Here is a 20,441-nt window from a genome sequence, read left to right as displayed (position 1 = left end):
CATGACCTACCGTCCCTTCCTGCTCGTCCCCCTGTTGTTTCTGGGCGCCTGCGCTCATGGCGGCGATCCCGCCCTCCCGACCTGCGACGGCATGGCCCGGCGACCGGCCAATCCCCACGGATCGGTGCTGACGCCCAGAGCCGAGCGTCCCGCCGAACCCGTCGCCTCATCGGACACGGGAGGTTGCGCATGAGCGGCGTCCCCTCCTCCGAGCTGCAGCGCTATTTCATTGAGGCGCGGCGATGGGACCAGGACCGGCTGGCCTCGGCGCTGCGGTCGCGCCGCCTGGCCTGGTCCGCCGCGGCGCTTGCCACGGGTCTGGCCGCGATCTCGACCGGAGCGGTCGCCCTGCTGACGCCGCTCAAATCGACCGAGCCCTTCGTGATCCGGGTCGATCAGGCCACCGGGGCGGTCGATGTCATGCGCGGCCTCTCCACCGAGGACGGGCCCGTCCGCTACGAGGAAGCCGTCAGCAAATATTTCCTCGGACAGTATGTGCGTCAGCGGGAGGGCTATCTCGACCCGGCGGCGGAAGACGCCTTCCAGCTGGTGTCCATCCTTTCAGCGCCCGGCGAGCAACGCCGTTGGGCTGATCTGTTCCGGGGCTCCAACCCGGCCAGTCCGCAGAATCTCTACGGTCCGGACGGCGAGGCCATCGTGGCGATCCGCGCCATCGGCTTCATCAACGACGGCGTCGCCAATGTCCGCTTCCGACGCACGGTCCGGCAGGCCCAGCAGACCGTCGACAGCGACTGGATCGCCACCATCGCCTTCACCTACACGCGCGCGCCGATGTCGGAGCCGGATCGGCTGAGAAACCCTCTCGGCTTCCAGGTGACCTCCTACCGCGCCGACCCGGAGGTCATCCGATGATACGCCCCCTGTCCGCCCTGGCGCTGATCGCCGGGCTTGTCCTCGCCGCTCCGTCGATGGCGCAAACGCCCCCCGATCCGCGGATCCGGGAGATCGTCTACGACCCGGCGGCGGTCTATCGCATCGCCGGCGCCTTCCGGACGGCGACGCAAATCGTCTTCTCGCCCGAAGAGATCATCCGCCACGCCGCGATCGGTGACAGCGTCGCCTGGGAGGTGGCCGCTGAAGGGTCGGTGTTGTTCCTGAAGCCGCGCGAGCGCCATCAGGCGACCAATCTGCTGGTGGTCACCGAGCGGGCCGGCGTCATCCGCCACTACGCCTTCGAACTGGTCGCGCGCGACCCTGGCGACCGCGCCGCCCTCGCCTATCAGGTGCGCTTCCGCTACCCGGCCGACGATCAGGCCCAGACCGCCCGCGCCCTTGCCGTTCAGGCCGAGGCGGTCGAACAGCGCCTGATCGGCCTCGAACTGGACCGCGGCGTGCTCGAGGGTCCGCGCAATCTGGCCTGGTCCGCACAGGGCGACGCGGCCCTGCAGCCGAGCGAGGTCAGCGACAACGGCCGCTTCACTATCCTGCGCTTTCCGGGGGTTCAGGCCTTGCCGGCCCTGTTCGAGGTCGCCGAGGACGGCTCGGAGCGGCTTATCCCCTACGACGTGCGCGGTGAGTTGGTGGTCGTCCACGGAGTCGCGCGCGGCCTGCGGCTGAGACGCGGATCATCGGTCCTCTGCCTGTTCAACGACGCCTTCGATCCGCGCGGCAGGGGCCTGGGCACGGGCACGGCCTCGCCTGTCGTCGATCGGGCTCCCCTCGGAGATCCGTCATGACCGGGGTCGCGGCGCCGCCTCCGGACGAGAGTCCGTCCCCGGCCTCGACGGCGGCGGACCGCGGCGTCTCGCCGATCGCCGGACGGTTTGGCGGACCGCGCGGCAAGATGATCACCCTCGCCGCGCTCGCCGCCGGTTGCGGCGTCTTCCTGATCGCGAGCTGGGATCGGGGCGACCGCGACGCCGAAGGCCCGACGACGCGTGATGACCCGCCGCGCCAGACCGCGCCGTTCGAGCCCGCGCGTCGCGACCCGGCGCCCTTGCTCAGCGACCCGATCGTCGATCCCCAGGCCCCCGTGCTCGACGACGGGCCTTCCGTTCCGCCGATCGAGGCCGGACCTCAAGGCGCGCCCCGCTCCGGTCCGTCGCCAGCGGAGGAACGACGCGCTCTGGCTGAAAGCGCGCGGCGGGCGCCGCTGCTGGCCTACAGCCGGGCGGGCGGCGGCTCCGCTATTCCTCCGCAGGCACCGGCGCCCGGCGCGCCTGCGGGACCGCAGACCTCTCTGGACCAGCTCAGGCAGGTCACCCCGGTCGGTCAGGCCCGCGCGCACCGCCTGCCCGACCGCAATCTGCTGATCACCGCCGGGACCAGCGTCCCCTGCGTGCTGCAGACGGCCATGGACAGCACCACTCCGGGCTATGTGACCTGTGTCCTGTCCCGCGATGCCTGGTCCGACAACGGCGCCGTGGTGCTGATGGAGCGGGGCACCCGGGTCCTCGGCGAGTATCGCGGCGGCCTCCAGCAAGGCCGGCGCCGTCTGTTCGTCCTCTGGACCCGGGCGGTGACGCCCACGGGAGTCGCCGTCGCCCTCGCCTCGCCGGCCGCCGATGCGCTCGGCCGATCCGGCTTCGACGGCGTGGTCGACACCCGCTTCTGGGATCGGTTCGGGGGCGCGCTGCTGCTGTCGATCGTCGACGACGGCGTCTACGCCGCCGTGGGCCGCGACGACGGCGGCGCGACCGCCCGCCTCCCGTCCGACGCGGCCGGGGTCGCCCTGCAGGGCTCGGTCGATATCCCGCCGACGCTGCGAAAGGGCCAGGGCGCGGAGGTATCGATCTTCGTCGCCCAGGATCTGGACTTCGCCGGCGTCTATCGGCTGCGATCCCGGTGATGGACGACACCTCCGTCCTCGATCACTACCTCGCGCCGCTGCGCCCCTTTCTGGAGCCGGAGACGGTGACGGAGGTCGTCGTCAACCGTCCCGGCGAGGTCGGGGTCGAAGCCGACGGCGTCTGGCGCTGGGCCGAGACGCCGGAGCTGACCGAAGCCTGGCTGCGCACGCTCGCGATCGCGGCCGCCGCCTACACCCGACAGGACGTCAGCCCCGAACAGCCAATCTGCTCGACCACCCTGCCCGGCGACATCCGTTGCCAGATCGTGTTGCCGCCCGCGGTCGCCGACGGCGGCCTGTCCCTGACCCTGAGAAAGCCGTCGCGGCGACGCCTGGGCCTGGCCGAGTTCGCGGCGGCCGGCCTGTTCGACCAGGTCGCCGACGCCCGCGCCGAGACCGCCGATCCCGTCGATGCCGAGCTGACGCGCCTGCGCGAGGTCGGAGATTGGCCGGGCTTCCTCACCCTGGCCGTCACCGCTCGCCGCAACATCCTGATCTCGGGCGCTACCGGCTCGGGCAAGACCACCCTGGCCAAGGGTCTGATCGCCCTCATCCCCGATCATGAGCGTCTGCTGACGATCGAGGACACCCGCGAGTTCGTGACGCCCCACCGCAACGTCGTCCATCTGGTCTATTCCAAGGACGGCCAGGGTCTGGCCCGGATCGGCCCCAAACAGCTTCTGGAAAGCGCCCTGCGCATGCGGCCGGACCGCATCCTGCTTCAGGAGCTTCGCGACGGCACGGCGTTCTTCTACCTGCGCAACGTCAACTCGGGGCATCCCGGTTCGATCACCACCGTGCACGCGGATTCGGCCGCCCTCGCCTTCGAGCAACTGACCTTGCTAGTGCGGGAGTCCGAAGGCGGGCGCGATCTGCCGCGCGAGGATATCCGCGCCCTGTTGCACCTGCTCGTCGATGTCGTCGTCCAGATGAAGAAGGTCGACGGCCGGTTCCGTGTGACGGAGGTCTGGCATGACCCGGTTCGCAAGCGCCAGCCCGGCGACTAGGGCGGCGCTGATCGCCACCGCGGCTCTCGGCGCCGCCGTGGTCCTGGGCGTCCTCACCGTGACCATCGCCCTCATCGGCCTGGGTCGGTTCTCCGGCGACATCGACCCGACGCGCGTCCCCGGCTGGCTCTGGTACTACCGTCACGATCCCGAGGTGCGACGCTGGCTGACCGTGGGCCTGTCATGCGCGGGTCTGGTCGGCGGGATCCTCATCGTCGCTGTCCTGCTCCGCCAGAGACGCCCTCTGCACGGCGCCGCCCGATGGGCGTCGGCGGCCGAACAGAGCCGCGCCGGTCTCAGATCGCGCTGCGGCGTGGTCCTGGGCCGGGCGGACGGGAGGTTCCTGATCGCCGACGGCCCGGAGCATGTGATGCTCTACGCCCCGACGCGCACCGGCAAGGGCGTCGGCGTGGTCATTCCGAACCTGCTCGCCTGGCCGGACTCGATCGTGGTGCTGGACATCAAACGTGAGAACTATCTCGCCACCGCCGGCTATCGGGCCGAGGCCGGCCAGACGGTCCATCTATTCGATCCGCTGGCGCCGGACGGCCGCACCGCCCGCTTCAACCCGCTGGATCACATCGACCGTTCGGACCCGATCCAGGTGCTGGACGAACTCCAGCGCATGGCGGCGATGCTGTTTCCAGCCCATGACAGGGCCGATCCCTTCTGGGCGGAGGCGTCGCGCACCGGCTTCATCGGCGTCGGCGGCTATGTCGCCGCCACGCCCGATCGCCCCTTCACCCTCGGCGAGATCTTCCGCCAGCTCACCGCCGGCGACGCCCGCGCCCGTCTGCCCCGCATCGTTGCGGCGCGCGCGCGGGAGGGACGCCCTCTTCCGGGGCCCGTCGTCGCCGCCCTGACGGACTTCACCAGCTCCAGCGAGAACACCTTCGCCTCCGTGCGTCAGTCGATCACCACCCGGATGGGCCTGTGGCTCAACCCCCGGATCGACGCCGCCACCTCGGTCTCGGATTTCGACCTGCGCGATCTGCGCCGCGGGCGGCTCTCCCTCTATCTGGGGGCCACGCCGGACAACATGCTGAGGATACAGCCACTCTACGCCCTGCTCTTCCAGCAGCTGGTCGATCTCAACAGCCGCAGCCTTCCGGCCCCCGCCGACCGTCCCACCCTCGTCATGCTCGACGAATTCGCTCGCCTCGGCCCGGCGCCGGTGCTGGCCCACGCCTTCGCCTGGGTGGCGGGCTACGGGCTGCGTCTGCTGGCCGTGCTTCAGAGTCCCTCCCAGCTCCGGGCGCTCTACGGACCCGATCTGGCCGAGGATGTGATGACCAATTGCGGCATCGAGATCGTCTTCGCGCCCAAGGAACTGAGGATCGCCCGGGAGCTCAGCGAACGGCTGGGCTATTATACGACGGACGGGCGAAGCCGCAGCCGGCCGGCCGGCCTCGCGCGCGGCCGACGCAGTACGACCGTGTCCGACCAGCGCCGGGCGCTGATGCTGCCCCAGGAGCTCATGCAGCTTCCGCAGACCGCCCTGATCGTCCTGAAGGCCGGTCTTCCGCCTGTTCGCGGCCGCAAGATCGCCTACTGGCGCGACCGGATTTTCCAGCGCCGTCTGCGTCCCGCTCCCACGCCCGGGCCGACGGTCGAAGCGCCGGTCGTCCCGCCCGCTCTCGAGGAGGATCCCATGGATTTCGACGTCATCGCCCGCGCCTTCGCCGCCGAAGGCCTTCCTCCGCCCCCGCCCGACGCGGATGAAACCGATGTGGCGGCCTGGCTCGACCGCGTCGTCGACGCCACCCCGCCGGAGCGCGAGCCATGACCCCGTCAGAGCCCGCTCCGGCGGTCAACCGCCTGCGGCCCGCGCCCGGCGCACCCGCCCGCTCCACCGCCAAGGGCGACGTGCCGGACGCGGTGCTCGACCGCTATCTGGTCGAGCGCGATCTCAGGGGCCGGGCGGAGCGGTTCTTCCGGGATCATCGTGCGCCCGCGCCGATGTTCCGCGACCGGGGTGGATCGCTCACCTCGACCCAGGCCTATCCCGACGCCGTCATCGACATGCTCAAGATCGCGCGGCACCGCGGCTGGGAGCGGATACAGGTCTCTGGCGACCCCGCCTTCCGGCGCGAGGTCTGGATCCAGGCCCAGAGCCTGGGTCTGGAGGTCCACGGCCATCGGCCCAGGGACCGCGATCGCCAGGCGGCCGGAATCGACCGGGCTTCCTCCCAGAAGGCCCTCCAGGATCCGCTCGCCGAGCGGCTCGCCCGCGCGGCCGTGGTGGTGGCCCGTCTCATCCCCGATCCCGCCATCCAGACCAAGCTGCTGGAGGCCGCCTGGGCGCGCGCCGGCCGCGCGCGTCCGACGGAACGGGACACGACGCGCGACCGCGAGCGGCGGCGCTAGCGGTCGCGCCTAGAAAGTGTTCTTCAGATACGGCGACACGGTGAAGGCCGGGAATCCGACGCCGTCCCTCATCCGGTTCATCAGGTCCCAATACATGCCCAGCGCCAGCGGATCGCGGATGTCCGCCGGAATATCGAAGCTGTAATCGCCCTCGAACCGGTCGCCACGTCGCCAGGCCCGGGCGAACTCCGGCGAGAGGTAGGCGAACAGGGCCCGGCGGATCTGGTCCAGGAACTCGCCGATGGTGCTGGCGTGATAGGAGAAGACGTCGGTGTAGAACCACTGCTGGAAGTCCGGCACCGACCGATAGACCATCCCCTCATCGACCTCATGGCCGTGCCGCGCGAGCATCGCCCTGATCTGCTTCACCCGGGCATCGAGCCGGGAGAAGTTGTGCTTGTTGGCGTCGCCGACGACCTTGAGCAGCCAGATGCGGGAGACGCGCAGGTCCACCGACAGGTCGAGTCCGGGAAGCCAGACCTTGGGACAGACGCACTCCGCGTTCAGCCAGTCCGCGAAGGCCGAGGCGGAAGCCGCCAGACCGGAGGCGTCGGCGCCCAGCGTCGGCTGACGGCCGATGGCGTCCAGATAGAACAGATAGGTTCGATCAGTTTCGCGCGCGCCTGCGGTCGACGGGGCGAAGGCGAAGGGCAGCGCAGACGGCCGGGGCTGGGCCAGGAAATCCGCCAGCAGGATGGCGAAGACCCGTTTGTGGGTTCCCGACTTGAACACCAAATTGGTCGGGCGGGAGGTCATCGGGTACTCGAAGATCTCCAGATTGACCATGTCGTCGATCATGTCCCAGACCGCCTTGAGCAGGATCGCTTCCTGCTCGATCGGGGCGTAGCGCGGGGTCAACCCGTCGCCGCGGCGTTGGCGCGGTCCGCGAGCGCCGCACACGTCTCCATGAGCTTCTCGAATGGCTCGGCGTCCGCCTCCAGCAGGCCGTCCTCGACCATCCGGCGGTAGTCATCCCCGAGGGCCTCCAGCGAGGCGCCTTCAGGCTTCAGACGCAGCCCGCCCGTGACCGCCTGTCCATAGTCGATCTCCGCGCCGTCGGCGGTCTCGCGGAAGAACATCGCCTTGTGGCGCGCGACCGCCTCGGCGACCGCCCGATCCGCGATCGCGGTCTCGGCGAAGCCGGCCGCGTCCAGTCGGGACAGATCGTGCCAGTGGCGAGAGAAGCGATCGCCCCGGAGTCGTCCCTGCGCGCAATAGACGTGGGCGGCGGTGGCCTTCTCCCAGAACGTCCGCTCGGCCGCCATCACCCGCGGCGTGGCGGTCGGGAAGACGACGCCTTGCAGATGGGCCGCCGCATCGCAGACCACGGGTCGCGGCGCGCTCGGCTCGCCGGTCGCCCGCGCGCCGAACTCGAGCATCACGCTGGGCGAGACATAGCCGGTGCCAGTGCTGGTCGGCGCATAGTCGACGAAGGCCTTGGCGCCTTCGATCCGCACCGTGGCGCCGACGCCGTCTGCGGCGATCCGGGCCTCCAGAAGCGGCCGCACCTCGCCCTCTACCCAGAGCGGCAACAGCCGCTGAACGTCCCGGGACCAGCGCCGCTCCTCGGCGCGAGTCTGCGGCACGGGGTCTTCAGGCGCATCGGCCAGATCGGGAAGCAGGCGACGGATGTCCCAGGTCAGATCGATGTCTTCCGAGAACCGCTGGATGACGTCGTAGGCCTTGGACAGGGATGTCCCGCCCTTGAAGACCAGGCCTTCGCCCAAGGGCGACTCGAACAGCGCGTTCAGGGCCCAGACGACCCAGACGTCCTTCTCGAGCAGATGGGCGGGCCGGCCGGAGTCCGACGCCGCCGCCGCGAGGGCTTCAGCGCGGTCCTCGGCCGAAAGCTGCAGGAAGATTTCAGACATGGGCCGCCTGGCTGACCGACCGCGCCAGCCAGGTGGGCAGACGCGGTCCGACGGACACCAGTTCGCCGAAGGCGGCGGGTCCCAGCTTTCGTTTCAGGGCCTCCAGCGCCGTCGCGGCCTTCTCCGGCCCCAGCCAGGCCAGGGCGCGAACTGCTTCGCCGGCCGGACGATCGGCCAGGAGCAGCTGCCATGCCGGCGCATGTTTGAACTCCACCGTCTGCTTGCCAACGTTGAGGAGCCGGCTCTTGCCGTTGGTCAGATAGACCATGCGGATCGGCACCTGGGTGGTCAGGCCCAGGGCGTTGGCGGCCGCCGCCCCATTGGAGGCGACGACCTCGCCACGCTGCTCGCTCACCGCGCGCACGACCGTTTCCACCGAAGGCGTCCGCGATCCGAAGCGGCTTTCCAGCGGACGCATGTAGACGCCGCGCCCGGCGCGCACGAGCCGCCCCCGTCGCACGAGGCGCGACAGGGCCTGATCCACCGCCGCGCGGCTGCCCAGATGGAGCAGCCCCTTGGCGGCGACCGGCGCGCCCTCCGGCAAGGCCTGGGCGCGCTCCATGATCTGTTCAGCGAGCACCTGCATGATCGTCTCCGTGTCAGAAATATAGTTCTGTTTCTGACACTTCGCAACCGGGCCCGTGGAGTCGCGCCGCTTCATCGGCTTCGCTCTCGCCCGGTCGAGCGATCGACGCCTGCGTCCCTCAAGGCCTGGTCGCGCGTCTTCGGCCCGGGCCGGTCCCGCACGAACCGCTCCACCACCAGGGCCAGGGTGCGATCCGCCAGCCGATCGGACCGACCCAGTCGAACCGCTTCCGCGACCAGAGCGCGCCGCATCGCCAGTTCACGCGCCTGAATTGCCTCCAGCCACGGCCCCTCCCCGCCGTCGCCCCGGAGCGCGTCGCGGTAGGCGGCGGCGAGCGTCTCGGGCAGATCGCCCTTCCCCGCCACGAACCGCTCCCGCATCTTGCGGATCGGCGTCCGCTCCGCCTTTCGGGTCACGCCGCGCGTCCGCCGCGGGGTGGCCTCCGCCTCGATGGACCGGTCGCGCAGCGCCCGGGCGAAGCCCTCGCGCCAGATCTGCAGGTCGGCCTTGCGCGGATTCAGCCGCTCGCCCTCGCGTCCCAGCCGGCGCACCGTCAGATGCACGTGCGGGTGCCGTCCCTCGTCGTGCAGGGCGAAGACATAGGGGAAGCGCTCGCTGAAGGTCTCGGCCGCGAAGGCCCGGGCGGCGTCGTGCAGACGCACCGCATCCGTCCCCGCCGGCATGCTGAGCACGATCGACAGGGAGACCGAGGCGTCACGCCTGCGTCCCGGTTCCATCGCGAACTCCTCGGCCCAGTCGCGGGCGAGCGCATGCACCTCAGCGCGCCCGTCCAGCCGCTCCCCGTCCGGCCCTTCCAGAGTCAGGGCGCCATTGCGGCTGATGTAGTCGAGGTGCGCCTTCAGGTGGCCGCCGTCCCGGGTACGGCCGGTCACCTTGACCATCACCTCCGGCGCCCGGCGCAGGACCCGGATGAAGCGGGCGGCCGACTCCTGCCCTCTGTTCCGAGACGGCCGAAGCACCGCGGGCGTGATCCGCGCGCGGCGCGGATCGACCGGCGGCCGCAAGGCTTCCTCGAACCCGCGCGGCGAGCGGAAGTCGCTCACGGCCGCCCGGCCCAATAGGACAGGTTGCCGTCAAAGGCCTCGCCGAGCGCTTCCACCCAGGCCGCGATCTCAACCTGAAAGGCGCCGAGCTGGGCCATCTCCAGATCGAGCACCTGCCCCTCCATCACCGCCGTGTTCAGGGCGCGGGCGATCTGGTTGATGTTCACGCCGATGCGCCGCAGCTCGCGCCGCACCTCGATCAGCGCCAAGGCCTCGGGACGGCTGAACTGCGGACGATCCCGCAACCGCCGCCGGATGAGCGCGACACTCCATTGGGTTCGCGACAGCCCGACGGCGGCGGCCTCGGCCTCCAGGAGACGCAGGTCGGTCTCGCCGAGGCGCAGGGTCAGCTTGCCCGACCTGGGCGCGCTGACCGCCTCCGGCGGCGCCGGAAAGGACGCCTGCGCAGCCCCCTCCATGAGCCGGCGAAGCAAGCGCGAGCGCCCGCCCTGCCCCGCCGCCGCGGCGTCGAACCGGCGGATCAGATCGGGCGAGACGCGAAGGGTGAGGCGGTCCATCGGGAGGTGGGTCTGTCAGACGTTGCCGGCGCAAAGCCTATCCTGCCCTTGACCGTCACCCCCCTCGCCCCGTAGGCCTCCGGTGCTGCACGTCCTCCCCTCGGCGACCGCTGCACGGCCGCTCGCCCGCCGTCCTGTCGGACGCCCCAGCCGGACGGATCATGAGGAGGGAAGCGGCCTCGGAGGCAGACGCCCGCGCTTTCGCGCGGGCGTCCTCCGTCAGCGGATCAGCAGCAGGGTCCGCCGTTACAGCAGGCCGCGAGAAGCTCGCAGCAGGAGGCGGCGGCCTTGACCACCGAGTCGGGCGCGGCCGCGAAGGCAGCCGAGGCCGAGGTCAGCAGCACGAGGGCCGCGAGCGAAAAAGCACGTTTCATTGTTGATCTCCATGGATCGGTTTTCTGAGAAAAGGATCGTCGGTGGAGATCAGGTTCGAGGGGGCGGGTCCTCCGCTTCCGGCTCCACCCCCGCGAGGGCGTCGGCCGGTAAACGATCGTGCACATCGGCGGAGGCCGCTACCGGGACGGCCGCGGCGGGCGTCGGAACCAGGCCATGGCAGAGCACGGCGCACAGCCGAGCGGAGCTCATCTTCACGGGATCGCAGGGGGCATCCGGACTGGAGCCGTCGGCGGGCGCCATCGGCATCGACATGGCCGCGGCCGGAGTCTCCCAGGCCGTGACCGGGCTCGACGCGAACAGCAGGGCGAACACGGCCAGAATGGCCGGCGCCCAGGCCGCAGTTGTTCGACGTCCGATCATCAAGCTCAATACGTCCAGCAAGACCCCAAGGTTACAGCGCAGGTGACGCGCGCGCCAGCCATGACCGGCGCGCGCCCCTGCATCTTTTACGTCCCCGGCGTCAGCCGCCCTCGCCGGCCGCATGAAGAAAGTCCACGGCGCGCTGGGCGTGGGCGGCGGCTGAGAAGATGAATCGCTTGTCGTCGCGCAGCACCTCGAGCCATGAGGCGACATAGGCGGCGTGATCCTCGCGCGGCTCGAGAGCCAGCCCCAGGTCGGCGCAGAGGAAGGCGGCGCCGATTTCGGCCACCAGTTCTTCCCGGGCGTAGCCGGCGTCTCCATGCCGGCGGCGTCCGAAGTCGCGGTCGAGCCGAGCGGGGTGCCTGGTCCAGTGCGTCAGCTCGTGGCCCAGCGTCGCGTAGTAGGCTTCCGGATCGCGGAAGCTTTCGAACACCGGCATCTGCACGAAGTCCGGTCCCGGCGCATAGAAGGCGCAGCCGCCGCCATGACGGACGTCGGCGCCCGTCGCGGCGAGGAACGTCTCGGCCCGGGCGATCCGTTGACCGAGGTTCAGGACCGGCGCGGGCGCCGGGGCGGACGAGGCCGGGAGACCCTCGATCTGTTCGACGTTGAAGACCGTGTAGGCCTTCAGGAACGGAATGCGTCGGGTCGTCTCCTCCCCGGCGTCGTCATCGTCGATGCGGACCAGCTGGTCGGCGTAGACGACGGTGGAACCCTTTTCGCCCTTGCGGACATGAGCGCCCAGGGCCAGCGCCTGCCGGAAGGTCATCCAGGTGGAGGACTGAAAGCCTCGGGCGGCGGCCTCGCCCCACAGCAGGACGACGTTGACGCCGCGGTAAGGCGTGCCGTCGTGCCGGAGGGGTCGGCTGACGCTTTCGGATGCGGCCCAGGGCTGGCTCCAGGGCCGGACGCCGGCTTCGAGCTGGGCGACGATCTGGTGGGTGATGCGGGTGTAGAGGTCGGGACGTGAGGGTTCGTTGGGGCGCGACATGGCGGCCTCCTCAAGACGGGATTTGAAGAAGGGGCGGCGGCGCTGTCGTCAGCGCCGCCGCGGCTCGCTCAGCGGGACCAGATCAGGCTGTGTCCGCCATCGATCTCGACCAGCGAGGCGTAGATCGGGGCCGGGAAGCTGGGATCGTCGAGCTTGACCGACAGGTAGTCGCGGTTCTGCTGGCTCGTTTTCTTCCAGGCCGCGCCGAACTCGGTCTGGCCGGAGAAGATGCGGAAATCAGGAGCCTTGTCGTCGGTCTTGTCATTGGCCCGGAGTTGGGCCGCCTTGACGTTGAGGGTCAGGGTCTTGATCGAACCGCTGTAGCTGCCGTCCGCTTGCTGGGTGAAGGAACCGATGGTGGCCATGGAAGTCTCTCCTTGCTGATCTCGGGCCACGCCTGCCGCGGCCTCGATGGCGATCGGCGGACCGGAGGCCGGGCGGCCCGCAGGCGAGCACAGGGAGCCCCGCAGCGCAGCGGAGGACCGGGAGCGCGACTTTCTTGCCTCGCGAGGAAGGCCGTCAGGCCGGGGAAGAAAGTCGCGCGAACGGTTGCGGAAGCCGGACGGGCTTCGGTCAGATCAGGCCATTGAGAGGCCGCGCAAGGCTTGGCGCGTCGCAGGAGAGACGGCTGGTCACCGCCGCTTGAACCATGCGGCCAATCGCGGCGCTCGTAGGGATCGTGCCGCCAATGCCGGTGCATCCGCTCCGCCACCAAAGACGTGCCCAGGATTCACCGCTTCCGCGTCGTCGCAGCTGACGCGCGGCATGGCGACGGGCGCGGCCACGCCTGGCATGAATCTGAAGTGTCTCCTGCTATGAAGGGAACCTGAAGCAACTCCAGCTTCGTTCCCCTTCCGAGCGTTCCGTTCGAGGGACAGTCGCGGTGTCGTAAGCCAGCCGGATGAGGCGGCCGGAGCGTGCTCATCGGGAGTCAGAACAATGCGCAACTCCATCAAAATCGCTGGCTGCGGAGACAGCCCTCGGCGTCATCGCCGGTCTCGTGGCCACGAGGGTAACCGAGAGGGCGCAGACGGCGCTCTACCAGATCAAGCCGCCGAAAGTACGGGAAGAGGAAGTGCTGGAGCGACCATGCTCTTGATGATCGACGAAGGTCTGACGCCTGTGTTCGGCTACAGTGCTCCCAATCGAGACAACCCCCTGCTCACCCAGGCTAGAGGGGTCGCCGGGCACCTTCTCTTTGGCGCCGTCAACGCGGTGGTGACCGAGGCACTGTACCGCCTCGTCCGTCCCAAGGTAGCCGCTACAGAGCGAGCGCGGAGCATACATCGATGACCAAACATTATGATCTTGTGGTGATCGGGACCGGGACCGCCGCCATGGTCGGAGCCATGCGGGTTCGCGCTGCTGGTCGCAGCGTCGCGGTTGTCGATTTTCGTCCCTTTGGAGGCACGTGCGCGCTCCGGGGCTGCGATCCAAAAAAAATGCTGATCAGCGGGGCCAACGCCGTCGATCATACATGGCGGATGCGAGGCAGGGGTGTCGCCGGCGACGCCCGAATTGCTTGGGCCGACCTCATGGCCTTCAAGCGGGGTTTCACCGATCCCGTTCCCCAAAAGCACCAAGAGCGGTACTCTGAAAGAGGCATCGACACTTTTCATGGACGGGCGCGCCTCACCGGCCGCAACAGCCTTGAGGTGGGCGAGGAAACGCTGGAGTTTTCGAACCTGCTCATCGCCGCCGGAGCCGAACCCAGGAAACTCGGCATCCCGGGGGAAGAGCATCTGGTCACCAACGAGGGCTTCCTCGAGCTGGGTGACATGCCAAAGCGCATTGTGCTGGTCGGCGGAGGCTATATCGCGGCCGAGTTCTCCCACATCGCCGCGCGGGCTGGCGCCGAAGTCGTAATCCTCCAGCGTGGCGAGCGATTGCTTCCCCAGTTCGACCCGGACGTGGTCGGTTGGCTCATGGAAAGCTTTCGCCAACTCGGCGTTGACGTGCGCCTCGAAACGACAGTCCAGGCGGTCGAGCAGACGCGCGCAGGCTTTCGGGTTCACGCCCAGACGAAGGGGAAAGCCGTCGATGTCCATGCTGATCTGGTCATTCACGCCGCCGGACGAGGACCTGCGATCGACGATCTCGGCCTTGACGCCGCCGGGGTCGAGCATGAAGGAGGCCGCCTGAAGCTCAACGAATTTCTGCAGAGCGTTTCCAATCCAGCCGTCTATGCCGCGGGCGACGCAGCCCAGGTCGGTCCGCCGCTGACCCCCGTGTCCAGCCACGACGCCAAGGTCGTGGCGGCCAACATTTTGAACGGTAACTCCGAAAGGCCGAACTATCGCGGCGTCCCGAGCGTGGCCTTCACAATCCCGCCTATCGCGGCGGTCGGGCTGACGGAGAGGGAGGCTAAGGATCAGGGTCTGCTCTACCGAGTCAAAAATCAGAAGGCCTCCGACTGGTTCACAGCACGCGCAGCGGCCGAACCCACCTTCGGCTTCAAGGTCTTGGTCGAGGAAGGGACGGAACGGGTGTTGGGCGCCCACCTCGTGGGCCCGAACGTGGACGAGGTCATCAATATTTTCGCTTTGGCGATCCGCCATGGACTGACTGCGGATGACCTCAAGACCACGATGTTCGCCTATCCGACGGGCGCATCGGATGTGGGCTACATGCTATGACGCTCAAGCGGTGTCGCGGTAGGTTCATGGCGCCATCCGCATCGCGGATTGGAGCGAAGGAGGGATCCCTTGGAGAGGCAGTCCGACACCATCCAGTTCACGGTGATCCGGGGCGACGGCGACTGGCGGGTGCTTCGCGATGGCCGACCCTCAGGGCATTTCGACTTCAGCGTCGACGCCATAGAGTCCGCGCTCGTGAAGGCGACGACGCTGATCGACAAGGGCGAGCAAGTGGAAGTCTTTGTCCAGGACGCGGCCGGCCAGTTGCGTCAGGTCGATCCGGTCGGCGGGGAAGTGCTCCACTAAGAGGACGGCGATTCCGACCTCGTCGCCTTTTAACCCGTCCACTCGAGTTCGAAATCCGGAGTGAGCGCGATCAAGCCTGTTTCGATCTGGTTCCAGGTCAGGCGGAGCGCCTTCAGATCTTCGGGCGTGAACAGGTGCGCATGGTGCGACGCCGCGCGCAGCTTCCCGGCCTGCTTCAGAAGATCGAACACCGCCTCTGGGTCGTCGAAACCAGCCTCGAAGATCGCCTGGAAATGCTCCGGATGGCTCATGATCCGCGCGTAGTGGGTGTAGTCGGCATGGTCGAAAACCTCGCCTCCCCGCTTCTTCCACTTCCCCAGCAAATCCTTGCAGTCGCACAGCGGCAGGCGCTCGTCCGCCCAGTCCTCACCGTAGGTCTCGGCCATCACGGCATCTAGAATTTCCCTCAAGGTCAGTTCGTAGCGGTGAACCAGAGTCTTGGCGCGCTTCACATGCGGCGGGGCCGAGTTGGCCTGAAGGCGGGCCTTCAGGCGACGGCGCTTCTCCGCCATCGTCAGGAGACGCCGTCTCGGCCAGTGCGCAAGCCGCAGTCCCGCCGCGTCGAGGAAACTGCGATAACCGGCCAGATTGGCGAACTGCGGCATCTCCGTGATGGAGAAGGCGCCGACCGCCTCTCGCACTCCCCGCGTCAGCCGGTCGCTCTCGGCGAACATGTCGGCCATCGCCGAGGCCCGCGCGAAGGCCTCGATCTGGGCGGGTCGCCCGATTGCCAGGGCGCTCGCGCCAAGACCACTGTCCGACAGTCGGAGGATGCGATCGACGAAACTGTCCGTCGGCGTCCTGAAGCGCTCGAGACCATCCGGCAAGGCGAAGCCGGCGGACAGTTGCGCGATCCGCTCGGCCTGCTCGATCAGGCCATTCGGAAACGCGGCGCGATAGACGCGGTCCGCGTCGGTCTGAGCCCTCATCAGGGCGCCGACGCCCTGCATCCGGTCCATGAACGGGTTACGACCCATCGCGGCCAAGGCCAGCGGGGTCTCCAGCTTCATGCGCTCGGCGATGCCGAGCACGCCGCTGGCCCGCAGCATATCGTGCTGTCGGCGGACGTCCTCAAAGGGATCGGCCATCCGTCTTGCGGCGTCCAGCGTCGCGCGCATGCTGGGCGGGATCAAATCACGCGGAAGGGTCATCGCTCGCCGCTTCGCGCAGATGGGCCAGCCGTTCCTCGCACACAGTCGTCGCCAGCGCGCGCAGCACCTCAACCCGCTGGGTCAACCAGGTCAGTTCCTCGACGCTGATCTTGTAGTGCTTGGAGTAACGAGCCTTCACATAGGCCTCGCGCAGCAGCTCGAAGCAGCGGCGCTCGAACTTGGTCTCGCGCGGCCAGGCCTCGGCCAGGCGGGCGTCGATCGCCTCGCACTTCTTGCGCAGGAAGGCGAGGTTGTGCGCCTTGCCGCTGTAGAGCGTCACAACCAGCAAAACGCAGTGGTAGAGGTGTTCAGCCGATTGATGAAGGTTGAACGCGGCGAGCTTAGGATCAGCGCCCTCGCCCATATAGAATTTCGCGCCACGAGCAAAGCTGGCCGAACTCTGCGTCCAATCTCCGAAGAACTCCTCCGCTTCCTTAAGGGCAACCTGAGCTTTCAGGTCAGCCGGCTTGCGCAGCTTGGCGCCGGGCGTGTCGAAGAGAACGATGCCCTCACGCACGATGTCGGCCCAGAAGTATCGCCCACGGTCCAACTGCTCGTTCACGTCTTCCAGACTGTGCACGATAAGGCTCACCGGCGTGCGGATCAGGGTCTCGCCCGGCATCAGCTTGTTCTCGGCGTCATGCCAGAACTCGCCGTCGGTCAGATCCTCATGATCGACAACGATCAACAGATCGAAATCCGAGAAGTAGCGTCCGACCGGATCATGGACCCAATCGCCGCGCGCATACGATCCGTAGAGGATGATCTTGAGGATCTTGCCGTTCTTCAGCCGCTCGGCCCGACGGGTCGAGACGGTTTCGGCGAACGACTCGCGGATCACCTCGACCACCCGGCGCAGTTCCACCTGCTTGCGCGGCGGCAGATGATCGATCGAAGTCTTCATGACGCGAGTCTCGCGCAACGCGTGCATCGGGGCAAGGCGCGAAGCCTCAGTTCTGGATCAGGCGGATCAGGGTTCCGTCCGGGTCGATGAGCGCGCCGATCCGCATGCCCGACTCCTCGATCTTGGGCGCGTGCAATCGGGGTTGGCCCCAGCACGTCTCCGGCAGTCCGGTGCCAAGGCACACGGCGTAGAACGCGTCGAGATCGTCAAGCCGCAGGCAACAGCTGAAGTTGCTGGTCAGCGGATCAAGTTCCGGGTGCGGGAAGAACTCAAGCGTCAGCCCGCCCCGTTTCAGGATCATCCACCCTTCGTCGCGCCAGCCCTGCTGGAAGCCCAGTCGAGTGTAGAACTGGGACGTAGCTTCGAAATCCCGCGACGGCAGGTTGGGCGTGGCGTGATCGGTCACGGCGAACTCCGGAATGCAGCAGTGCCGCCTAAGCCTAGCCGCAACAGCCCTTTCCATCCACCTGGATCGGCGGACACGGCACGTCGGCATAGGAGCAGAACACGCAGCAATCGCCGGGTTGAGGCTTCAGCTTCACGCCGCAACCGAGGCAATCGTAAAACCAGATGCAGGCGTCGGTGGGCATGGTCTCGGTCGCGACGTGACCGCAGTGCGGGCAGGTCAGCGTCGATTCCAGAACGATGGCGGGGCTCATCGCATGGCCGCCAGTCGCGGCATGGCCCATGGTTCGATGTAGGGCTGCCAGGCCAGGGACAGGACGATCAGCAGGCTGGCGATCACCAGCAGCCAGAACGCCAGACGCGAGGGCCGGCGGCAGGATGCGTCCTTCCGACACATCCGCAGGCGACGCCAATGCAGCAGCCAGCCGGCGGCCAAGATGACGGCGGCCAGAAGCGTCAGCCAGGTTCGCGCGCCCGCGATGACCGCGGCGCCGGCGAAGGACACGCCCGCCACCGAGAGAGCCAGAGGCAGTACACAGCACGCGGCCCAGGCGAACACCGAGGCCACACCGCCGATGGCGGCCGAGGCGCTGACGGCGACCTCAGGAATGTTGGGCCGGTCTTGATCGATGGCCATGGGGCCTCCCGTTCGATTTCTGCTACAGGCTACAACCCGTAGCCGCTACGGGATCAAGAGCCATGTCCGCACGAAGTTTGACGATCGGGCGCCTCGCAGAGAGCGCCGGGGTGAACTTGGAAACGGTGCGCTACTACGAGCGGATCGGCCTGATGCCCGCCCCGGCCCGCACCGAGGGCGGACACAGGAGCTATGAGCCGGAACACGCCCAACGCCTGCGCTTCATCCGCCGGTCCCGCGAACTGGGATTCGGCATCGACGCCATTCGGCGGCTGATCGCGTTGAGTGAGCCGGGCGTCCAGGCCTGCTGCGAAGTCCGCGACATGGCCCAGGACCACATCGCCAGCGTGGACGCCAAAATCGCGGATCTGGAGCGGCTCCGGACGGTGCTTAAGCAGGCCGTCGCGGACTGCAGCGAAGGCGGGCGGGTTCGGTGTCCGGTGATCGCAGAACTCGGATCGATCGCATAGGTGATGACCTGCGCACCCTGTCGAGCCGGTAGGGTCCTGGCAATCACGCGCCGATGACGCCGAGGTGCTCAAGCAGGATCATCAGACCGAGCGCGACAAGCGCGAGCCCTCCCAGAAGCTCGGCGATCTTGCCAAAACGCTGGCCGACGGCCCGGCCAATCAGCATGCCGATCGTGGTCAGCAGGAAGGTCGTGACGCCGATTGAGGCCGCGATAACCCAGATATTGGCTCCGATGAAGGCCAGGCCGACGCCAACAGCCGCCGCGTCGATGCTGGTCCCGACCGCCATGGCGATCAGCGCCCAAGGTCCGGACCGGCGTGGGGCATCCTCAGCCAGGGGACGGGTCGCTTCCCAGATCATCTTGCCGCCAACAGCGGCGAGGAGGCCGAAGGCGATCCAATGATCCACGCGTTCGACGAGGCCTGCAGCGACCATGCCGAGCCCCCAGCCAATCACCGGGGTGATGGCCTCGATACACCCGAATACCAGGCCTGCCTTCACGGCGCCGGCCAGGTTCGGTCGATGCAAAGCACCACGCCCAACGGCGGCGGCGAAGGCGTCGGTAGACATGCTGAGAGACAGAACGGCGATGGCGACAGGAGTCATGACGAGCATCCACCCGGCAACGAACAGCGCTTCCCTCCCCGGCCGGTGCGGCGGTGGGACGCGCTGGTCTCGCTAGGCGGCGGTTCCGCTGGTCGGACCGCGCGCCGAAACGCGAGTGTGTTGATCCGACCCCGGCGATCAGACGCCGGAAGCTACTCCCCAACAGGAAGCGGCCTCATAGGAGGTGTCGCGCGCCGGTGCAAGATACTATAGGGGAGTATCCATGGCGCATACCTCCACGAACAAGAAGAAGCTCGTCGCGCGGGTCCGGAGGATCTCGGGTCAGCTCAGCGCAATAGAGCGCGCCATCGAGTCTGAAGCCGGGTGTTCGCAAATCCTGCAGCAGGTCGCGGCCGCGCGGGGCGCCATGGGCGGGCTTCTGGAAGAGTTGATTGAAGACCATCTGCGCCACCACGTCGCTCATCCCGATCTGAGCGAGGACGCCCGGCAGGGCGGCGCCGACGAGTTGATCGCCATCATTCGCCGCTATTCAAAGTAAGGCCCGCGCCATGTCCGCGTCCGAGACCGACTATCTGACCCACGACCACTATTTCCTCAGCCGTTCGCACGACGACAGCGCACGGCGAACGCTGTGGGTGGTCGGCCTGACGGCCGTCATGATGGTCGGGGAGATCATCGCCGGCCTGGTCTACGGCTCGATGGCCCTGCTGGCCGACGGCTTTCACATGGCGACCCACGCCGGCGCCCTGGCCGTTGCGGCCGGCGCCTACGCCTACGCCAAGCGGCATGCCGCCAACCGGCGCTTCAGCTTCGGGACCGGCAAGGTCGGGGACCTGGCGGGGTTCGCCTCGGCGCTGGTTCTGGGCATCGTGGCGCTCGGGATCGCGGGAGAGTCCATCGGCCGCCTGATCGATCCGCGCTCGGTCGCCTTCGGCCAGGCGACGCTGGTCGCCATCCTGGGTCTCGTGGTCAATCTGGTCAGCGCCGTCCTTCTGTCCGGCGGGGGGCACCACCACGGTCGTCATGGCCACGGGCATGGCCATCACCACGACCACGATCATCACGACGACCATGATCACCAGCACGGTCATGGCGGCCATCGCGACAACAACCTGCGCGCCGCCTACATCCATGTGCTGGCCGACGCCCTGACCTCGGTGCTGGCGATCATCGCCCTGCTTGCGGGCCGCTATATGGGATGGGTCTGGCTAGACCCGCTGATGGGCATCGTCGGCGCGATCGTCATCGCCCGGTGGTCGTGGTCCCTGATGCGCGACACCGCCGCGGTGCTGCTCGACACAACGGACACCGCCATCGAGGCCGAGGTCCGCGAATTCGTCGAGGGGCCGGGCGACGGGCAAGGGTTGCAGGCACGCGAACTGCGCGCCTGAAACC

27 protein-coding genes are annotated in these 20,441 nt (G+C 68.3%); 12 read left to right on the top strand and 15 right to left on the bottom strand.

Annotated elements, in window-relative coordinates; translation table 11 throughout:
• Position 1: 1 nt before the first annotated feature.
• Genes JMT67_RS00240 through JMT67_RS00210 form a run of 7 tightly spaced genes read left to right on the top strand, consistent with a single transcriptional unit; the run spans position 2 to position 6,183 of the window.
• On the top strand, positions 2-193 hold the full coding sequence (locus JMT67_RS00240; protein WP_201462401.1) for a hypothetical protein: 192 nt from the start codon (positions 2-4) through the stop codon (positions 191-193).
• Entirely contained in the window at positions 190-873 is a 684-nt protein-coding gene (locus JMT67_RS00235; protein ID WP_201462400.1) for a virB8 family protein, read from the top strand. The genes JMT67_RS00240 and JMT67_RS00235 overlap by 4 nt, the downstream gene beginning before the upstream one ends.
• Entirely contained in the window at positions 870-1,697 is an 828-nt protein-coding gene (locus JMT67_RS00230) for a TrbG/VirB9 family P-type conjugative transfer protein (protein WP_201462399.1), read from the top strand. The genes JMT67_RS00235 and JMT67_RS00230 overlap by 4 nt, the downstream gene beginning before the upstream one ends.
• Positions 1,694-2,809 carry a type IV secretion system protein VirB10 gene (gene virB10, locus JMT67_RS00225; protein ID WP_197273290.1) on the top strand — a complete coding sequence of 372 codons (1,116 nt, stop codon included), beginning with the start codon at positions 1,694-1,696 and terminating at the stop codon, positions 2,807-2,809. The genes JMT67_RS00230 and virB10 overlap by 4 nt, the downstream gene beginning before the upstream one ends.
• A complete protein-coding gene (gene virB11 / locus JMT67_RS00220) occupies positions 2,809-3,816 on the top strand; it encodes a P-type DNA transfer ATPase VirB11 (protein ID WP_054765301.1) in 1,008 nt (335 codons plus the stop codon). Before virB10 ends, virB11 begins: the two co-directional genes overlap by 1 nt.
• Positions 3,782-5,602 carry a type IV secretory system conjugative DNA transfer family protein gene (locus JMT67_RS00215; RefSeq protein WP_201462398.1) on the top strand — a complete coding sequence of 607 codons (1,821 nt, stop codon included), beginning with the start codon at positions 3,782-3,784 and terminating at the stop codon, positions 5,600-5,602. The genes virB11 and JMT67_RS00215 overlap by 35 nt, the downstream gene beginning before the upstream one ends.
• Positions 5,599-6,183, top strand: coding sequence for an LPD7 domain-containing protein (locus JMT67_RS00210; RefSeq protein WP_201462397.1), 585 nt, complete (start codon positions 5,599-5,601; stop codon positions 6,181-6,183). The genes JMT67_RS00215 and JMT67_RS00210 overlap by 4 nt, the downstream gene beginning before the upstream one ends.
• A 9-nt stretch (positions 6,184-6,192) precedes the next feature.
• Here the strand turns inward: JMT67_RS00210 and JMT67_RS00205 are convergent, their stop codons facing one another.
• The 9 genes from JMT67_RS00205 to JMT67_RS00165 form a co-directional block, all read right to left on the bottom strand.
• Complete coding sequence (locus JMT67_RS00205; RefSeq protein ID WP_201462396.1) at positions 6,193-7,041, bottom strand: hypothetical protein; 849 nt, start codon at positions 7,039-7,041, stop codon at positions 6,193-6,195.
• Positions 7,038-8,054, bottom strand: a complete 1,017-nt coding sequence (locus JMT67_RS00200) for a nucleotidyl transferase AbiEii/AbiGii toxin family protein (RefSeq protein WP_112862337.1) — start codon at positions 8,052-8,054, stop codon at positions 7,038-7,040. The genes JMT67_RS00205 and JMT67_RS00200 overlap by 4 nt, the downstream gene beginning before the upstream one ends.
• Entirely contained in the window at positions 8,047-8,640 is a 594-nt protein-coding gene (locus JMT67_RS00195; protein WP_201462395.1) for a DUF6088 family protein, read from the bottom strand. The genes JMT67_RS00200 and JMT67_RS00195 overlap by 8 nt, the downstream gene beginning before the upstream one ends.
• Before the next feature lie 71 nt (positions 8,641-8,711).
• Complete coding sequence (locus JMT67_RS00190) at positions 8,712-9,704, bottom strand: relaxase/mobilization nuclease domain-containing protein (protein WP_112862604.1); 993 nt, start codon at positions 9,702-9,704, stop codon at positions 8,712-8,714.
• A complete protein-coding gene (locus JMT67_RS00185) occupies positions 9,701-10,222 on the bottom strand; it encodes a MobC family plasmid mobilization relaxosome protein (protein WP_201462394.1) in 522 nt (173 codons plus the stop codon). Before JMT67_RS00185 ends, JMT67_RS00190 begins: the two co-directional genes overlap by 4 nt.
• Positions 10,223-10,449: 227 nt before the next feature.
• Entirely contained in the window at positions 10,450-10,596 is a 147-nt protein-coding gene (locus JMT67_RS00180; protein ID WP_169802110.1) for a hypothetical protein, read from the bottom strand.
• A 49-nt stretch (positions 10,597-10,645) separates the two neighbouring features.
• Entirely contained in the window at positions 10,646-10,999 is a 354-nt protein-coding gene (locus tag JMT67_RS00175) for a hypothetical protein (protein WP_201462393.1), read from the bottom strand.
• Between the two features lie 79 nt (positions 11,000-11,078).
• A complete protein-coding gene (locus JMT67_RS00170; RefSeq protein ID WP_201462392.1) occupies positions 11,079-11,969 on the bottom strand; it encodes an ArdC family protein in 891 nt (296 codons plus the stop codon).
• 68 nt (positions 11,970-12,037) lie between these two features.
• Positions 12,038-12,334 carry a DUF736 domain-containing protein gene (locus JMT67_RS00165; protein ID WP_054765695.1) on the bottom strand — a complete coding sequence of 99 codons (297 nt, stop codon included), beginning with the start codon at positions 12,332-12,334 and terminating at the stop codon, positions 12,038-12,040.
• Positions 12,335-13,258: 924 nt separating this feature from the next.
• On the opposite strand from JMT67_RS00165, the gene JMT67_RS00160 reads away from it, so the two are divergent.
• Together JMT67_RS00160 and JMT67_RS00155 are read left to right on the top strand one after the other, a co-directional pair.
• Complete coding sequence (locus JMT67_RS00160; protein WP_184272810.1) at positions 13,259-14,605, top strand: dihydrolipoyl dehydrogenase family protein; 1,347 nt, start codon at positions 13,259-13,261, stop codon at positions 14,603-14,605.
• A gap of 69 nt (positions 14,606-14,674) precedes the next feature.
• Positions 14,675-14,911, top strand: coding sequence for a DUF2188 domain-containing protein (locus JMT67_RS00155; RefSeq protein ID WP_054765692.1), 237 nt, complete (start codon positions 14,675-14,677; stop codon positions 14,909-14,911).
• Between the two features lie 29 nt (positions 14,912-14,940).
• On the opposite strand, the gene JMT67_RS00150 is transcribed toward JMT67_RS00155, so the two are convergent.
• From JMT67_RS00150 to JMT67_RS00130, 5 genes are read right to left on the bottom strand one after another with little or no spacing between them, the layout of a single operon-like run.
• The gene (locus JMT67_RS00150; RefSeq protein ID WP_201462391.1) at positions 14,941-16,029 is read right to left on the bottom strand and encodes a hypothetical protein; all 1,089 of its coding nucleotides are present in this window, start codon (positions 16,027-16,029) and stop codon (positions 14,941-14,943) included.
• Between the two features lie 16 nt (positions 16,030-16,045).
• Entirely contained in the window at positions 16,046-16,966 is a 921-nt protein-coding gene (locus JMT67_RS00145; RefSeq protein ID WP_066625035.1) for a HEPN domain-containing protein, read from the bottom strand.
• A 46-nt stretch (positions 16,967-17,012) separates the two neighbouring features.
• Positions 17,013-17,372: a bleomycin resistance protein gene (locus JMT67_RS00140; protein WP_054765689.1), complete on the bottom strand. Its 360-nt coding sequence runs from the start codon at positions 17,370-17,372 to the stop codon at positions 17,013-17,015.
• A gap of 34 nt (positions 17,373-17,406) precedes the next feature.
• Positions 17,407-17,625: a GDCCVxC domain-containing (seleno)protein gene (locus JMT67_RS00135; protein WP_054765688.1), complete on the bottom strand. Its 219-nt coding sequence runs from the start codon at positions 17,623-17,625 to the stop codon at positions 17,407-17,409.
• Entirely contained in the window at positions 17,622-18,008 is a 387-nt protein-coding gene (locus JMT67_RS00130; RefSeq protein WP_066624881.1) for an MFS transporter permease, read from the bottom strand. The genes JMT67_RS00135 and JMT67_RS00130 overlap by 4 nt, the downstream gene beginning before the upstream one ends.
• Positions 18,009-18,070: 62 nt before the next feature.
• Between JMT67_RS00130 and JMT67_RS00125 the strand changes: the two genes are divergently transcribed.
• On the top strand, positions 18,071-18,478 hold the full coding sequence (locus JMT67_RS00125) for a MerR family transcriptional regulator (protein ID WP_054765686.1): 408 nt from the start codon (positions 18,071-18,073) through the stop codon (positions 18,476-18,478).
• 43 nt (positions 18,479-18,521) lie between these two features.
• On the opposite strand, the gene JMT67_RS00120 is transcribed toward JMT67_RS00125, so the two are convergent.
• Positions 18,522-19,085, bottom strand: a complete 564-nt coding sequence (locus JMT67_RS00120) for a manganese efflux pump MntP (protein ID WP_054766931.1) — start codon at positions 19,083-19,085, stop codon at positions 18,522-18,524.
• 223 nt (positions 19,086-19,308) lie between these two features.
• Here JMT67_RS00120 and JMT67_RS00115 point away from each other — a divergent pair, with 223 nt between their 5' ends.
• Both JMT67_RS00115 and dmeF read left to right on the top strand, forming a co-directional pair.
• Positions 19,309-19,584, top strand: coding sequence for a metal/formaldehyde-sensitive transcriptional repressor (locus JMT67_RS00115; protein WP_054765685.1), 276 nt, complete (start codon positions 19,309-19,311; stop codon positions 19,582-19,584).
• A 10-nt stretch (positions 19,585-19,594) separates the two neighbouring features.
• Positions 19,595-20,437: a CDF family Co(II)/Ni(II) efflux transporter DmeF gene (gene dmeF, locus JMT67_RS00110; RefSeq protein WP_201462390.1), complete on the top strand. Its 843-nt coding sequence runs from the start codon at positions 19,595-19,597 to the stop codon at positions 20,435-20,437.
• The last annotated feature ends 4 nt before the right edge of the window (positions 20,438-20,441 follow it).

The organism is Brevundimonas aurantiaca, assembly GCF_904830995.1.
In the GTDB taxonomy this organism is placed as follows: domain Bacteria; phylum Pseudomonadota; class Alphaproteobacteria; order Caulobacterales; family Caulobacteraceae; genus Brevundimonas; species Brevundimonas aurantiaca.
The sequence above is the reverse complement of the archived record's forward strand: the minus strand, read 5'-3'. Positions and strand labels throughout refer to the sequence as shown.